Origin of the sequence: Leucobacter komagatae, from assembly GCF_006716085.1 — a bacterium.
Classification (GTDB): domain Bacteria; phylum Actinomycetota; class Actinomycetes; order Actinomycetales; family Microbacteriaceae; genus Leucobacter; species Leucobacter komagatae.
This window is the reverse complement of the sequence record NZ_VFON01000001.1, coordinates 2928422-2942181: the sequence shown is the minus strand read 5'-3', so window position 1 is coordinate 2942181 and position 13760 is coordinate 2928422. Positions and strand designations below refer to the sequence as shown.

The window sequence follows — 13760 nt, the reverse complement described above, 5'->3', positions numbered from 1 at the left end:
TACGCTAGGCCCATGGAGAATGCCGAGTCACCGCCCACTGCTCGGAGCACGATGCCCCCCTCGCTCGTGGTGCTGCTCGGGCTCGCGGCGTCCGTCGTCGTACTCGCCGGCGTCTCCTTCGCACGAGAGGTGATCGGCCCGCTCGCACTCGCGGCGGTCATCGTGATCATCTGCAACCCGATCAGGCGCCCGCTCGATCGGCGGGGCTGGCCAAGCTGGATCTCGACGACGCTCGTCGTCGGGCTGTCGTGGGCGATCTTGCTCGTGCTCGCCGGCATGCTCGCCTTCGCCACGGCGGAGTTCACGCAGCTCGTCATCGCGTACAGCGCCGACCTGCGTCAGACTGCCGACAACCTGTTCGAGTTCTTCACGTCACTGGGGCTGAGCGACCAGTTCACCGACGCGATCACCTCGGTACTCACGCCGTCGACGATCGTGCAGTACGCGACCTCGCTCGGAAGCAGCATCCTTGGGATCGTCACGGCACTGTTCTTCATCTTCGCCTACGCCATCTTCATGGCGGCAGACGCGGGCAGGTTCGCGAAGGCGACGCGAGAGTTCGGGCCGTCCGCAGCTCCGCGGGTGCGGCGGTTCGCCGAGTTCAACAGCAACGTGCGCCGCTACTACGTCGTGAACGCCGCGTTCGGCCTCCTCGTCGCGGTCGTCGACGGCCTCGCGCTCTGGGCCCTCGGGGTCCCGGCGCCGCTCGTCTGGGCGATCCTGTCGTTCGTCACCAACTTCGTGCCGAACATTGGTTTCGTGCTCGGCCTCGTCCCGCCCGCGGTCCTCGCGCTCGTCGTCGGCGGCTGGCCGCTCATGCTCGCCGTGATCGCCGTCTACGCCGTCGCGAACGTGCTGCTGCAGGTGCTCATCCAACCCAAGTTCGTGAGTGACGCCGTCAGCCTGAGCCTCACGCTTAGCTTCGTCTCCGTGCTCTTCTGGACGTTCATCATTGGGCCGCTCGGCGCGATCCTCGCGATCCCGCTCACTCTCCTCGTGCGCGCGCTGATCCTCGAGCGAGACCCGGGCATGAGCTGGCTCCGGTGGCTTTCCGGCGACAACGCAGCGACCGACGGCGGCCGACCGGCTTCGTGGTAGCTTCCCGTCCGGCTCACGCCCGGGCGCGGTGGCGGCGCACCGCGGCACGGTTTGCGCACCGCACTGAGCAGAACCGCTGCCGCCCGTTCCTCGTCACGTCGACGACAACGTTTTCGCACGGCGCCGCCTCGCATCGGCCGAGCCGCGTGACGCCGCGGGTCGTCAGGTGCAGCGCGGTGCCGACAGGGATCACCGACCGGAGCACGCCCGGCAGCGACTCCCTGTCGTCGCGGTAGTGCAGGTGCCAGCCCTCGCCGTCGTGGTTGACGAGCTGCGGAAAGGCGGCGGCGTCGGCCATCTGGCGGTTGAGAATCTCGGCTCGCCGCTCGGGGTCGGCTGCGTCCACCACGCGCAGCCACTCGTCGATGACCGCGCGCACCCCGGCATGATCATCGTCGTGGCGGGCGAAGCGCATGGTCATGCCGAACTCGCGGGTGCGCTCCTCGATTCCGTCACGATCGTGGGGCCAGTCGTTGGCGAGCGATGCCGCAAGCTGCACCGCGTACGTTCCGTAAGGGTTGAGATGCATAAGGGCATTACATCACGCTTGTCTTATGAGCACCACAGCACTCGCCACCGCACCCCAGGCACCCATCGCATCCCGCCCACACACGCATGCGTGGCGCATCGATTCGAGCCACCCAACGTCCGAGGGCGTCGTCAGCTACGTCCGGTGCCGGAGGTGCGGCGCGCTCCAAGTGCAGCTCCGTCGGCTGGCCGCAGCCGCCACACCGGTCGCCGAGGCCCGGCAGGTGGCAAGGTCCGGCGAGGCCCGGAGAAGCCGCTAGTGACGGGTCGCTCTTGAGCGCTCGAACGGTTTAGCGCAGGCGGTCCTCCCAGAACGCGCGCAGCTGGCGGCTCTTCGCAAACACGATCTCATCCCACTCCGCGTCCGTGGTCGAGCTGTCGGCAAAGTCCGACGGCACCTTAAACACCTGCAGCGGCACGCCGAACCGCGCGCAGAGCGTCGCGTACGCGTAGCCCTCCATATCGACGAGCTGGGCCCCAAGGCCAGCGATGTGGGTGCGCTGCGCGTCGTCCTTCACGAACTGGTCACCGGTAGCCATCGTGGCCGTCTCCGCGAGCAGCACGTCACCCGAGGGCTCGACCGCCTCCGAGGGCAGCGAAAAGTCGTGCTGCACGAGCGCCGTCACCTGGTAGACGGTGTCGAGCGAGAGCCGATCCTCCCCCTCGCCAACGACGCCGGCGGTGCCAAGCACGATGACCCGCTCCACATCGCCCGCGCGCAGCGCCTCCGCGAGCGAGACCGCGGCGTTGATCTTGCCGACGCCCGTCACCAGGTGCGGCACGTCGGCGAACGCTGACGCCTCGTCGCCGTGCGCGAATACAAGCAGGGTGCGGCTCTCGGTCATGAAATCTCCTCAAAGTCTGGGTGACTGGGTGGCCGGGCGATAGTGCGGGTTGGCGCCGTTGGAGCCGTGATGCGGTGGGGCCATCCCGTTCGGCCGCGTGCGCGACTCTTGGGCGCACCGCCGCGACCTGTCACTGTCAAGGCTACCGTGCGGCAAGATTCGCGGCCCCACCCGCGCCCGACACGCACGTTCGAACCAACGCTGGTGTTTTTCGAAGACTTGTTCTATAATATTCAACAGAGCTTGCAAGCGACCGCGATTTCGTCCAGTGCAGGGCCAATCTTCATTCCAGCGAAGTGCGCAGCAGCTCACCTGATCCAGTTGGATCCACGCCTCATACGAGGCCAAGCACGCACGGTGTCTGCACTCAGCACAGCGAGCTCATTACCGCCGCACATCACGATGATGGTGCGGCTTCGAAAGGACCTATTCATATGCATACCCAGAACATCACCCCGATCCGGCCCGCTCCCCGCACCCCCTACCACTCGCTTGGTGAGGACGCGAAGATGCGGATTCCCGAGTGGGCACAGCACCGTTCGGTGTACCGCAGCGCGGGCCGCACGCTGTACGTCGTGGAGACCGACACTCTCGCTGACGCGCGACGCGACCTCGCCCGACTCGACAGCGCTGGCTGGAACGTGGCGGTACAGTCCGAGGGCGCGTCCGCGCGCATCGCACTGAGCCGCGCGGCCTAGCGTTCAGCTGAGCGGCCTAGCGTTCAGCTGAACGACCCCGCGCCGCGCCCCGCACCCGAGCCCCGTCGCCCATGTTTGGGCAGGCGGGGCTCTTCTGCGCCCACTCCCACTCCCCCTCCCACTCCCACTCCCACTCCCCCTCAAATTTTCCTCAACACCCCAAATGCCCGGGGTATTTGAAGTGGAATCGAGTATTTGGGGGCGGGCGGGGCGGATGGGCCGCAAGCCCCGGGCGTAGCGACGCGTCACATTCGGCCGCGAGCAGTGAACGCGCGGCTACACTGGCGGCATGAGTGACGTAGAGCTTGCCGCAGTTGAGAGTTTCGCCCTGGATCACACGAAGGTGCTCGCGCCATATGTCAGGCTCATTGGCGTTGAGCACGGCCCAAAGGGCGACGCGATCTCAAACTTTGATATCCGCCTCGTGCAGCCCAACGAGGGCGAGATTCCGACGGCGGGCCTCCACACGATCGAGCACACGATCGCGGCCCTGCTGCGCACGCGGTTCGATGGCCTCATCGACATCTCGCCGTTCGGGTGCCGCACTGGCTTCCACATGATCGTGTGGGGCGAGCCGACCTCGTCCGAGGTAGCGGAGGCCATCAAGTCCTCGCTCACCGACCTTGTCGAGCGGGTCGAGTGGGACGACGTCCCCGGTACGACGGCAGAGAGCTGCGGCAACTATCGCGACCACAGTCTGCACTCCGCCAAGGAGTGGTCGAAGCAGGTGCTCGCGCAGGGCATTAGCATCGACGCGTTCGACCGCAGCGTCATCGCGTAGCCGCCCGGCGCCGCACCGACAGAGCAATACGCCCGACCCGATCAAGCCGCCCAAGCCCACAACCTGAATCGGCCACCGCCCCGCCTAGGCGACGAGCCTGGCCCGCGCCTCGCGCGCCCGCGCCTTGACCGCGTCAGCGTCGAGCGTGAGGTGCTCACCGTCCGCGTAGACGTGCCTGCCGCCAATGAACACGTGGCGCACGTCGCGCCCGGTCGCGCCGTACACGAGGTGCGCGACGAGCGATTCGGGGGCGAGCGGAGCGGCGGCGGTGCCCCGGAGATCCACCGCGACGACGTCGGCGAACTTCCCGGCGGCGAGCGCACCGGACTCGGGGAACCCGATCGCGGCGGCCCCGCCGCGGGTCGCAATGTCGAGCACCTGGGGCCCGAGCACCGCCGCCGCATCCTGGCGGGCGCCGCGGTGCAGGATCGTGGCGTGCTTCAGCTCTTCGAACAGGTCGAGCGAGTTGTTGCTCGCGACCGAGTCGGTGCCGATCGCAAGCTCGAGGCCCGCGCCGATCATCTCGGGGAACGGCGCGATGCCGTTCCCGAGCTTGAGGTTCGAGACCGGGTTGTGGCTAATTGAGGTGCCGGTCTCGGCAAAGGTCGAGATCTCGCCGGCGGTGAGGTGCACGCAGTGCGCCGCGTGTACGTCGGCGTCGAAGAAGTCGAGCGACGCGAGGTGCTCCCCCGGCGTCTTCCCGTACTGCTCACGGATCTGCGCGACCTCCGCCGCCGACTCCGAGACGTGGGTGTGGATCGGGATGCCACCGGCGAGCGCGCGCGAACGCACCTCGCGCAGGAACTCGGGGGTGCAGGTGTACGGCGCGTGCGGCCCGAAGCCGACACGCACGAGCGGGTCTTCCCGGTAGTGCGCTGCGAGCCGCTCGACCTCGTCGAGCACCTCGGCGCCGGTCATCGGCGATACCGTCGGGTAGGCAACGTGGTCGGTCGCGCTGCAGGCGAGCGCCGCGAACACGCGCATCCCCGCAGAGCGCACCCGTTCGATGAGCGCCTCGTCCCAGTAGTACATGTCGGCAAACGCCACCGTGCCGGTCTCGATCATCTCGAGCAGTGCGAGCTCGAGACCCGCCACGAGGTCGTCGTGAGTGAGTCGCTGCTCGATGCCCTGCACCGTCGCGAGCCACTGCATGAAGCTCTCGTCGTCGGAGACGCCCCGCTGCAGGGTCATCGCCGAGTGAGTGTGGCCGTTCGTGAGGCCCGGCATGAGCGCGTGACCGGCGAGGTCGTGGGTCACGACGCTCTCAGGGCGCGGGGCCCCGGCGTAGGTGATGCGGCCAGTCTCGTCGAACGCGAGTTCAGCCGGCGCCACCGTTCCGGCCGGCGTGAGCATGGAGTCGGCGCGAAGCACTGTCTCAATCGTCATGCGCCCAGGTTACCGGGCAGTCGGCGAGAGCGGCAGCAGCTTAGCCCCCGAGCCGCCGCTGCCTTGACGAGTAGTCGCGGATCGCGCGGAGGAAGTCGACCTCGCGAAGATCGGGGTACAGCGCCTCAACGAAGTAGAACTCGGAGTGCGCGGACTGCCAGATCATGAAATCCGAGATGCGCTGCTCGCCAGACGTGCGAATGACGAGATCAGGATCAGCCTGCCCGCGCGTCCACAGATGCTCGCCGATCTTGTCGGGGGTGAGCGTCTCAGCGAGGTTTTCGAGCGTGCCGCCCGCTTCCTGGTGCGCCTCGATCACGCTGCGCACGGCCGCCGCGATCTCGCTGCGCCCGCCGTAGCCGACGGCGAGGTTGACGTGCAGGCCCGTGTTGCCTCGGGTGCGCTCCTCAGCGGCGGCGAGCGATTCGGCAAGCTCGGGGGCGAGGCCATCGCACGAGCCGACGTGCTGCACCCGCCACTCCGGGTTGCGGGCGAGCTCTGTCGCGAGCTCCCCAATGATGCCAAACAGGTCTTTGAGTTCGTCACTGCCGCGCGCGCCAAGGTTGTCGGCAGAAAGCAGGTACAGCGTCACGACCTTCACGCCCGCGTTCTCGCACCAGCCAAGAAACTCGGGAACCTTCCGCGCGCCGGCGCGGTGCCCGAATGAGGCCCGCTCCTGCAGCCGCTGCTTCGCCCACCGCCGGTTTCCGTCGACAATGACTGCCACGTGGTGCGGCACCCGAGCGTCCACGATCTCTCGGCGCAGCCGCTGCTGGTACAGGCGGTACAGCAGGCCTGTGCGCGGCGGTTTGGGCTGGGAACTCACCTGGGTAGTCTAGCGATTCGTGGCACGCTGCTCCCGGGTATTTACCCAGGCGCTCTCGCGGAAACCTGGGGAAGCTCTACACATATGCCCGGGCAGTTCTGTCGAGAACATACACTCGGGGCATGACCGGTTCCGATGCCAACCAGGCCGACAGCGACCGCTTCGCGCTCCCGCTGCTCGACGACGCGCTCGACCACAAAGCTGAGCACGGCGGCGAGCCCGAGGGCGAAAGCGCTCAGGCAGAGGTCAAGCCGCTCTGGCGAGGGTGGATCCACGCCGGCACCTTCCCGATCGCGGTCGCTGGCGGCATCGTGCTCATCGCCCTCGCGCACGGTGCGCTCGCGAAGTGGGCGTCCGCGGTCTTCATGCTCACAAGCATGCTGCTCTTCGGCGTCTCGGCGCTGTACCACCGCATCAATTGGAAGCCCGAGACGAAGCAGCTGTTCCGCAGGCTCGACCACGCGAACATCTTCCTCTTGATCGCGGGCACGTACACCCCGATCGCGCTGCTCGCGCTCCCGCCATCGAAGGGGATTCTGCTGCTCGTGCTCGTGTGGGCCGGCGCGCTACTCGGGATCGGGTTCAGGGTGTTCTGGATCGGCGCCCCGCGCTGGCTCTACGTACCGCTGTACGTGCTGCTCGGCTGGGCGGCGATGATGTACATCGTCGACATCGCGCACGCGAACCTCGCGGCGATGGTGCTCGTGATCGTCGGGGGTCTGCTCTACACGGCGGGCTCGGTCGTGTACGGCTTCAAGAAACCGAACCCCGTTCCCGGAGTGTTCGGGTTTCACGAGATCTTCCACTCGCTCACGGTGATCGCGTTCCTGTGCCACTGGACCGCGGCGCTGCTGCTCGCGCTCGACCCGGTCTATCTCCGGTAGGCGCCGCCGCAGCTTCCTCGGGAAACCACCGCCTACTCGGCGGCGAGCACCCTGAGCACGGCCTCGCCATAGCGCTCGAGCTTCACCTGGCCGATGCCCGAGATCGCGAGCAGCCCCTCGTCAGTCGTCGGCTGGTGCACCGCGAGCGCGGCGAGCGTCGCGTCGCCAAACACGACGTAGCCCGGCACGCCCTGCTCCTTCGCCTCCACGGCGCGCCACGCGCGCAGCCTGTCGAACACCTCGGCCTGCTCGGCGGAGAGGTCCGCCGCGGCGGCGGAGCGCTTCGACCCGCCGCCGGAGGATCGCGAAGACGTCGCCCGCGAGATCACCTCCTCGCGCATGAGCACCTGCTCCTCGCCGCGCAGCACCGGCTTCGCTGCCTCGCTCGGCCAGAGCACACCCCACTCGCCCCGCGCTTCGAGTAGCCCGACGGCGACAAGGTGGCGCACGACGCCGCGCCACTGCGCGACGCTCCAGTCGGTGCCAATGCCCCAGGTCGAGAGCTCGTCGAGCCGCATCTGCGACACACGGTCAGACCCCACCCCTCGCAGCACGTCGATGTGCTGGCCAGCGGCGTAGGTGCGGCCTCGCTCATTCTGCGTGCGGATGACGGTGGAGAGCAGCATCTGCGCCGGGATCGTCGCGTCCCACAGCCTCGGCGGGTCGAGGCAGACGTCACAGTTGCCGCAGTTCTCGGGGGCATCGAACTGGCCGAAGTAGTTCAGCAGGTAGCGGCGCCTGCAGGTGACGCTCTCGCACAGCGCGAGCATGTGGTCGAGGTGCCTGGTCTGGTTCGCTCGGGTCGCCTGGTCGCCGTCGCCCGAATCAATGAACTGGCGCTGCTGCACCACATCAGCGAGGCCGTAGGCGAGCCACGCCTCCGATGGTGCACCGTCGCGGCCGGCCCGGCCGGTCTCCTGGTAGTAGCCCTCGACCGATTTCGGCAGGTCGATGTGGGCGACGAACCGCACGTCGGGCTTGTCGATCCCCATCCCGAACGCGATCGTCGCGACGACGACAACGCCGTCCTCGCGCAGGAAGCGGGTTTGGGCATCGAGTCGCACGTCGGCGGGCAGGCCCGCGTGGTACGCGACCGCGTCGATCCCTGCGTCTCGCAGCGCCGCGGCCGTCTGCTCGACGCGCTTGCGACTCAGCGCGTAGACGATCCCTGCTTCGCCCTGGTGCTCGCCCCGAATGAACGCGAGCAGCTGCGCGCGCACGTTCTGCTTCGGCACGATCTGGTAGCGAATGTTCGCGCGGTCGAAGCTCGACACGAAGTGGCGGGCATTGCCGAGGAACAGCCGTTCCGTGATCTCGCGGTGCGTCTCGGGGGTCGCGGTCGCGGTGAGCGCGATCCGGGGCACGTCGGGCCACTCGGTCGCGAGGCCGCCGAGCCTCAGGTAGTCGGGGCGGAAGTCGTGGCCCCACTGCGACACACAGTGCGCCTCGTCGATCGCGAACAGCGCGACGCGGCCGCGCTTCAGAAACTCGACGGTGCCGGGAACGGCGAGCTGCTCGGGCGCGAGGTAGAGCACGTCGAGCTCGCCGTTCAGGTAGTCGGCCTCGACAGCTCGGCGCTCTTCCGGCGCGAGCGACGAGTTCAGGGCGGCAGCGCGCACGCCCGCGAGGCGCAGCGCCATAACCTGGTCGTGCATGAGCGCGACAAGCGGCGACAGCACGATGCCCGTGCCCTCGCGCGCGATCGCGGGGATCTGGTAGCAGAGCGACTTGCCGCCGCCCGTGGGCATGAGCACGACCGCGTCCCCGCCGGCGACGACGTGGCGGATGATCGCCTCCTGCTCGCCACGGAACTCGCTGTACCCGAAGACCTCAGAGAGGATCTCCTGGGGGTCGCGCTCTACGCCCGTCATGCAGTCAGGCTCCCGCGGGGCGGGATCCACCGTCCTCGGACGCCTCGTCCGTGGCAGCGAGCTCGGCCGCGATATCCTCACGGATCTCGTGGCGGTAGCTGTTGCGACGGATGCGCTTCACGAGCAGGAAGCCGAGCAGAATCACGGCGACGGCGAACACCGCCGTCGCGATGAACCCCTCGGGGCCCGGGGTGACCTTGTCGGCGTTGAACTCTTCGCCCTCGCGAGCGGCGATCGCGATCACCGTCTCAGCGATGACCGACTGGGCGGCGTTCGCCACGCTCATCACAACACTCATCGTGCGTTCTCCTCAATTCCCTCAAACAGGTCTGCTTCAAATTCGTTGGTCGCCACTCGCGTGCCCGCGAGCCGGTAGTCCTCGAACGGCCACGCCTGCAACTGGACCTCGTTCGGCCAGAAGAAGAACGAGCTGTCGGGCGAGACCTGGCTCGCGTGCGCGCGGAGCGCATCGTCGCGCTTGTCGAGGAACGGGCCGACGTCGACGCGGGCGGTGCCGTTGTAGCCGCGGCGCAGCAGCCACTCGCTCATCTCGTCGATGCGCGCGAGCACGGGCGACTCGGGGTCGTTCTCGACGAGCCAGGCCCGGATCGCCTTGACGCGCTCAGAGTTGAAGATGTCTTCGTAGTACATCTTCGCGATTTCCCACGGCTCCCCCGCCTCGGGGTAGGCGCTCGCGTCGCCCGACAGCTGCCACGCGATCATACTGATCTCGTGGGTACGGATGTGGTCGGGGTGCGGGTAGCCGCCCTGCTCGTTGTACGTGATCATGACGTGCGGCTTGAACTCGCGGATCACGCGCACGAGCGCCTCCGCGGAGACTTCCTTCGGCACGTCGGCGAAGGATCCCGAAGGGATTTCTTCCCCCTCGCCGGGAAGGCCTGAGTCTTCGTACCCGAGCCACGTGTGGTCGAAGCCGATGATCTCCTGCGCTCGCGCCATCTCGCTGCGGCGCAGGCCCGCGAGGTCGCGCCGGCTTCGCGGGTCGCGCGCGGCGAGCTCGTTCAGCACGTCCCCGCGCTCGCCACCCGTGCAGCTCACGATGAGCACCTCAACGCCCCGCTCAAGGTAGTGGGCGTAGGTGCCCGCGCCCTTGCTCGATTCGTCGTCGGGATGCGCGTGTACGGCGATCAGTCTGAGCGTCATGGGCGTCCTTTCACATGCAGCGATCATGCGATCCCGATACGCTGGCACGGGACTAGTCTAGCCAGCACACACCGGAGGTTCCCCGTGACCGAAACCGCCAGCGACGCCGTAGCCGACCGCTACGACGCGAGCCGCTCCAAGCGGTGGGATCGCCGCCTTGGGTGGACGCTCGCCTCGGTTGCGATCGCCGTCGGGCTGCTCGTGGTTGTCTTTGGCAACTGGAGGCAGAGCACGACCGAGTTCAAGAACATCGGCTTCACGCTGCAGAACGAGCCCTCCGAGGGCCACACCTACAGCGCGACGACAAAGTTCGAGGTCAACGCAGACCCCGGGGTGTCGGTCAGCTGCGCCGTCGAGGCGCTCAACACGTCAAAGGCGACCGTCGGCTGGAAGATTGTCGACCTGCCCGCGATCGACAGCCGCTCGCAGACGGTGAACGTCGAGATCGTCACGCTCGGCCCGGCGACCGCGGCGCACGCGAAGGGATGCTGGCCGGTCAATCCGTAGCCTGCTTAGACCACACTGCTACCCTGGAGACGACGCCCTGCCTGACGGGGCGTTCGTCTTAGATCAGCGGCTTTGCTCACCATCGGCGAGCACACCCGCCCCCAAGAAACGAGGACACCATGGCCGAGACCACGCAGACCTGGCTCACGCAGGAGGCATTCGACCGCCTGCAGTCTGAGCTCGACGCTCTCTCTGGCGCTGGCCGCAAGGACATCGCAGCGCGCATCGAGGCGGCTCGCGAGGAGGGTGATCTCAAGGAGAACGGCGGCTACCACGCCGCGAAAGACGAGCAGGGCAAGATGGAGGCGCGCATCCGCGACCTCACCGAGCTGCTGAAGCACTCCACCGTTGGCGAAGCGCCCGAGGCGAACGGCGTCGTCGTCGTCGGTACCGTCGTCACGGCAGAGGTTTTCGGCGATGAAGAGCGCTTCCTGCTCGGCAACCGCAACCTCGCTGACGGCTCAGACCTCGACGTGTACAGCGCCGAGAGCCCGCTCGGCGCCGCTATCCTCGGCCTGAAGGTCGGCGAAGAGGCGAGCTACACCGCGCCGAACGGCAAGGAGATTCCGGTGAAGGTGATCGCGGTCGACACCTACGCCTAACTCGCCGCAGGCGATTAACCAGCAGGGGCCCGCGAGCCGTTCAGTGTGAACGACTCCCGGGCCCCTCGCTTTCGGCCGCGCTAGTAGCGCTCGCCGACGCGCACCTCGTAGCCCTGGTCGCGGAGCGCCTGAGCGACGGCCTCGCCGTGCTCGGGGCCGCGGGTCTCGATGTGCAGCTCAAGCTCGACCTCGCTGACGGGCAGCTCGGTCGCGTGGCGCGTATGGATCACCTCGACCACGTTCGCGTTCTGCTCGGCGACGATCGTCGCGGTTCGCACGAGCTGGCCCGGCACGTCGGGCAGCAGGATGCGCAGCTTCGTGTAGCGCGCCGACGCCGCGAGGCCGTGGCCGATGACGCGCTGCAGAAGCAGCGGGTCGATGTTGCCGCCGGAGAGGATCACGGAGGTCGGGCCGGTGAGCTCGACTTTGCCCGCGATGATCGCCGCTACGCCCGAGGCGCCGGCCGGCTCAACAACAAGCTTTGCGCGCTCAAGCAGCAGCACGATCGCGCGGGCGATGTCGTCGTCGCTCACGGTGACGATCTCGTCGACGTACTCGCGCACCGCCTCAAAGTTTCGCGACCCCGGCCTGGCGACCGCGATACCGTCGGCGATCGTGGGCGACGTCTTCACCGTGACGGGCTCGCCAGCCTCGAGCGAGACGGGGAATGGCGCAGCGTTCTCGGCTTGCACGCCGATAATGCGCATCGGCTTGCCCTGCTTCGCGGCCCACTGCTTCGCGGCGGCGGCGACGCCCGAGATGAGGCCGCCGCCGCCGATCGGCACGATGATCGTCTCGACGTCGGGCGCGCTCTCGAGAATCTCGAGTGCGACAGTGCCCTGGCCCTCGATCACCGCGTGGTCGTCGAATGGCGCGATGAAGACTGCCCCGGTCTCGCGGACGAACTCCTGAGCGGCGACCGCCGTCTCGTCGAAGATGTCGCCCGCGAGCTGCACCTCAGCGCCGTAGTTGCGGGTCGCCTGTAGCTTCGGCAGGGCGACGCCCTTTGGCATGAAGATCGTTGCCTTGATCCCGAGCTCGCGCGCCGCGAAGGCGACGCCCTGCGCGTGGTTCCCAGCCGAGGCGGCGACGACGCCGCGCGCCCGTTCCTCCTCCGTGAGCTGGAGCAGCCGGTTGTACGCTCCGCGGAGCTTGTAGGCGCCGGTGCGCTGCAGGTTCTCGCACTTCAGGTAGACCTGCGGGGCGCCGCTAATGCCGGCGAGGAAACGTGAGGTCTCAAGCGGCGTGCGCTGCGTAATTCGGTGCACCCGCTCAAGGGCTCGCTCAAAGTCTTCAAGCGTTGGTGCCGTGTAGGCCTCGCTCATGCGATGTTTCCTTTCCGCGCGTGTTTCGCTACTTGTTTCGCGCGCGATTTCGCGACGCGATGGACCTGGTCTCTTCGATGAAAATCTGCCGCCGGGTCGAGGCCCGTCTCCCACTGCCGCTTCGCGAAGACGCCGACGATCGTGTTGGCGGCCGCCGCGATGGGCACCGCGAACAGGGCGCCCGGGATGCCAGCGAGCAGCGTGCCCGTCGTCACCGCGAGCACGACGCCGAGCGGGTGCACGCGAACGGCGTTGCCCATCACGAGCGGCTGCAGCACGTGGCCCTCGATCTGGTTCACGAGCACCACGACCCCGAGCATGATGAGCGCGGTCACCGGGCCGTTGTACACGAGCGCGATGAACGCCGCGAGGGCGCCCGTCACGATCGCGCCGAGGAACGGAATGAACGAGCCGAGGAAGACGAGGATCGCGACAGGGATCGCAAAGGGCACGCCGAGAATCGCCGCCCCGAGCCCGATACCCACAGCGTCAACGAAGGCGACGAAGATCTGCACGCGCACGTACTGCCCGACCGAGACCCACCCGGCCCGGCCCGCGGCGTCGAACGCGGCGTGGGCGCGCGCGGGCGTGAAGCCGACGACCCAGTACCAAATCCGCTTGCCGTCGATGAGCAGGAAGATGAGCGAGAAGATCGTGAGCAGCGCGCCGGTCGCGACCTGCGTGGCCGTGGTTGCGACGCCGAGCGCGCCGGTCCAGAGTGTGCCCTGGTTGTTCTCGAGCAGCTGCATCGCCTGGGTCATCAGGTCGTCGAGCTGGTCGACGGGGATGCCGAGCGTGTTGTGCTGCACCCAGTCGAGAATCTCGTTCCACACCTCGACCGAGCGCTTCGAGAAGTCACCGAAGCCGTCGCGCAGCTGCGTAACGATGAGCCAGATGAGCACCCAGAGGGCCGCCACCAACACGCCGAGGGCACCGACGACGCCCGACCAGCGCGGCAGCCCGCGGCGGATGAACCAGTCGACGACGGGGTTCAGCAGCGCCGTGAGCAGGATCGCGATGAGCAGCGGGATCACGATGATCCTCACCTGCACGATGCCCCAGATCAGGGCGCCGACCGCGATCGCGATGATGATGAGTCGCCAGGACCACGCCGCGGCAACGCGCATACCCAGGGGCAGCTCTTCCTCGGCGCGTTTTACGGGCGACACCCTGTCGGGGGTCTTGTTCGGCTCTTCCACGTGCACAGTCTACTGAGGGGCATATGCGGCTTCGTGGTAACGCAGC

The 13760-nt window shown here is 67.8% G+C and carries 15 protein-coding genes; 6 read left to right on the top strand and 9 right to left on the bottom strand.

The genetic code is table 11. From position 1 onward, the window contains the following. Positions 1-12 precede the first annotated feature (12 nt). A complete protein-coding gene (locus tag FB468_RS13345; RefSeq protein ID WP_141887785.1) occupies positions 13-1098 on the top strand; it encodes an AI-2E family transporter in 1086 nt (361 codons plus the stop codon). Between the two features lie 13 nt (positions 1099-1111). On the opposite strand, the gene FB468_RS13340 is transcribed toward FB468_RS13345, so the two are convergent. Together FB468_RS13340 and FB468_RS13330 are read right to left on the bottom strand one after the other, a co-directional pair. Continuing rightward, the gene (locus tag FB468_RS13340) at positions 1112-1627 is read right to left on the bottom strand and encodes a CGNR zinc finger domain-containing protein (protein WP_141887784.1); all 516 of its coding nucleotides are present in this window, start codon (positions 1625-1627) and stop codon (positions 1112-1114) included. 289 nt (positions 1628-1916) lie between these two features. After that, on the bottom strand, positions 1917-2471 hold the full coding sequence (locus FB468_RS13330; RefSeq protein ID WP_141887782.1) for a phosphorylase family protein: 555 nt from the start codon (positions 2469-2471) through the stop codon (positions 1917-1919). 434 nt (positions 2472-2905) lie between these two features. On the opposite strand from FB468_RS13330, the gene FB468_RS13325 reads away from it, so the two are divergent. Together FB468_RS13325 and FB468_RS13320 are read left to right on the top strand one after the other, a co-directional pair. Next, positions 2906-3169, top strand: coding sequence for a hypothetical protein (locus tag FB468_RS13325; RefSeq protein WP_141887781.1), 264 nt, complete (start codon positions 2906-2908; stop codon positions 3167-3169). A 289-nt stretch (positions 3170-3458) separates the two neighbouring features. After that, a complete protein-coding gene (locus FB468_RS13320; protein WP_141887780.1) occupies positions 3459-3950 on the top strand; it encodes an S-ribosylhomocysteine lyase in 492 nt (163 codons plus the stop codon). Between the two features lie 84 nt (positions 3951-4034). Here the strand turns inward: FB468_RS13320 and FB468_RS13315 are convergent, their stop codons facing one another. Then, entirely contained in the window at positions 4035-5336 is a 1302-nt protein-coding gene (locus tag FB468_RS13315; RefSeq protein WP_141887779.1) for an amidohydrolase family protein, read from the bottom strand. A gap of 40 nt (positions 5337-5376) precedes the next feature. Beyond that, positions 5377-6162, bottom strand: coding sequence for an isoprenyl transferase (locus FB468_RS13310; protein ID WP_141887778.1), 786 nt, complete (start codon positions 6160-6162; stop codon positions 5377-5379). Between the two features lie 122 nt (positions 6163-6284). On the opposite strand from FB468_RS13310, the gene trhA reads away from it, so the two are divergent. Beyond that, positions 6285-7046: a PAQR family membrane homeostasis protein TrhA gene (gene trhA, locus FB468_RS13305; protein ID WP_141887777.1), complete on the top strand. Its 762-nt coding sequence runs from the start codon at positions 6285-6287 to the stop codon at positions 7044-7046. A gap of 32 nt (positions 7047-7078) precedes the next feature. On the opposite strand, the gene recQ is transcribed toward trhA, so the two are convergent. The 3 genes from recQ to mca are packed head-to-tail and all read right to left on the bottom strand — an operon-like array spanning position 7079 to position 10081. Further along, a complete protein-coding gene (recQ, locus tag FB468_RS13300; protein WP_246055888.1) occupies positions 7079-8917 on the bottom strand; it encodes a DNA helicase RecQ in 1839 nt (612 codons plus the stop codon). A 4-nt stretch (positions 8918-8921) separates the two neighbouring features. Continuing rightward, positions 8922-9215, bottom strand: coding sequence for a hypothetical protein (locus tag FB468_RS13295; protein ID WP_141887775.1), 294 nt, complete (start codon positions 9213-9215; stop codon positions 8922-8924). Next, positions 9212-10081 (bottom strand): mycothiol conjugate amidase Mca, encoded by an 870-nt coding sequence (gene mca / locus FB468_RS13290; RefSeq protein WP_211359136.1) that lies wholly within the window; start codon positions 10079-10081, stop codon positions 9212-9214. The genes FB468_RS13295 and mca overlap by 4 nt, the downstream gene beginning before the upstream one ends. An 84-nt stretch (positions 10082-10165) precedes the next feature. Here mca and FB468_RS13285 point away from each other — a divergent pair, with 84 nt between their 5' ends. Next, on the top strand, positions 10166-10588 hold the full coding sequence (locus tag FB468_RS13285) for a DUF4307 domain-containing protein (protein WP_170219733.1): 423 nt from the start codon (positions 10166-10168) through the stop codon (positions 10586-10588). A 119-nt stretch (positions 10589-10707) separates the two neighbouring features. Beyond that, positions 10708-11190, top strand: a complete 483-nt coding sequence (gene greA / locus FB468_RS13280; protein ID WP_141887773.1) for a transcription elongation factor GreA — start codon at positions 10708-10710, stop codon at positions 11188-11190. A gap of 80 nt (positions 11191-11270) precedes the next feature. On the opposite strand, the gene ilvA is transcribed toward greA, so the two are convergent. Further along, the gene (gene ilvA, locus FB468_RS13275) at positions 11271-12515 is read right to left on the bottom strand and encodes a threonine ammonia-lyase (RefSeq protein ID WP_141887772.1); all 1245 of its coding nucleotides are present in this window, start codon (positions 12513-12515) and stop codon (positions 11271-11273) included. Next, positions 12512-13714, bottom strand: coding sequence for an AI-2E family transporter (locus tag FB468_RS13270; RefSeq protein WP_246055887.1), 1203 nt, complete (start codon positions 13712-13714; stop codon positions 12512-12514). The genes ilvA and FB468_RS13270 overlap by 4 nt, the downstream gene beginning before the upstream one ends. Between the last annotated feature and the right edge of the window lie 46 nt (positions 13715-13760).

Bases quoted from the DNA above. Each gene is read 5' to 3' on its own strand.
- FB468_RS13345 (WP_141887785.1), top strand. From the start codon at position 13: ATGGAGAATGCCGAGTCACCGCCCACTGCTCGGAGCACGATGCCCCCC.
- FB468_RS13340 (WP_141887784.1), bottom strand. From the start codon at position 1,627: ATGCATCTCAACCCTTACGGAACGTACGCGGTGCAGCTTGCGGCATCG.
- FB468_RS13330 (WP_141887782.1), bottom strand. From the start codon at position 2,471: ATGACCGAGAGCCGCACCCTGCTTGTATTCGCGCACGGCGACGAGGCG.
- FB468_RS13325 (WP_141887781.1), top strand. From the start codon at position 2,906: ATGCATACCCAGAACATCACCCCGATCCGGCCCGCTCCCCGCACCCCC.
- FB468_RS13320 (WP_141887780.1), top strand. From the start codon at position 3,459: ATGAGTGACGTAGAGCTTGCCGCAGTTGAGAGTTTCGCCCTGGATCAC.
- FB468_RS13315 (WP_141887779.1), bottom strand. From the start codon at position 5,336: ATGACGATTGAGACAGTGCTTCGCGCCGACTCCATGCTCACGCCGGCC.
- trhA (WP_141887777.1), top strand. From the start codon at position 6,285: ATGACCGGTTCCGATGCCAACCAGGCCGACAGCGACCGCTTCGCGCTC.
- recQ (WP_246055888.1), bottom strand. From the start codon at position 8,917: ATGACGGGCGTAGAGCGCGACCCCCAGGAGATCCTCTCTGAGGTCTTC.
- FB468_RS13295 (WP_141887775.1), bottom strand. From the start codon at position 9,215: ATGAGTGTTGTGATGAGCGTGGCGAACGCCGCCCAGTCGGTCATCGCT.
- mca (WP_211359136.1), bottom strand. From the start codon at position 10,081: ATGACGCTCAGACTGATCGCCGTACACGCGCATCCCGACGACGAATCG.
- greA (WP_141887773.1), top strand. From the start codon at position 10,708: ATGGCCGAGACCACGCAGACCTGGCTCACGCAGGAGGCATTCGACCGC.
- ilvA (WP_141887772.1), bottom strand. From the start codon at position 12,515: ATGAGCGAGGCCTACACGGCACCAACGCTTGAAGACTTTGAGCGAGCC.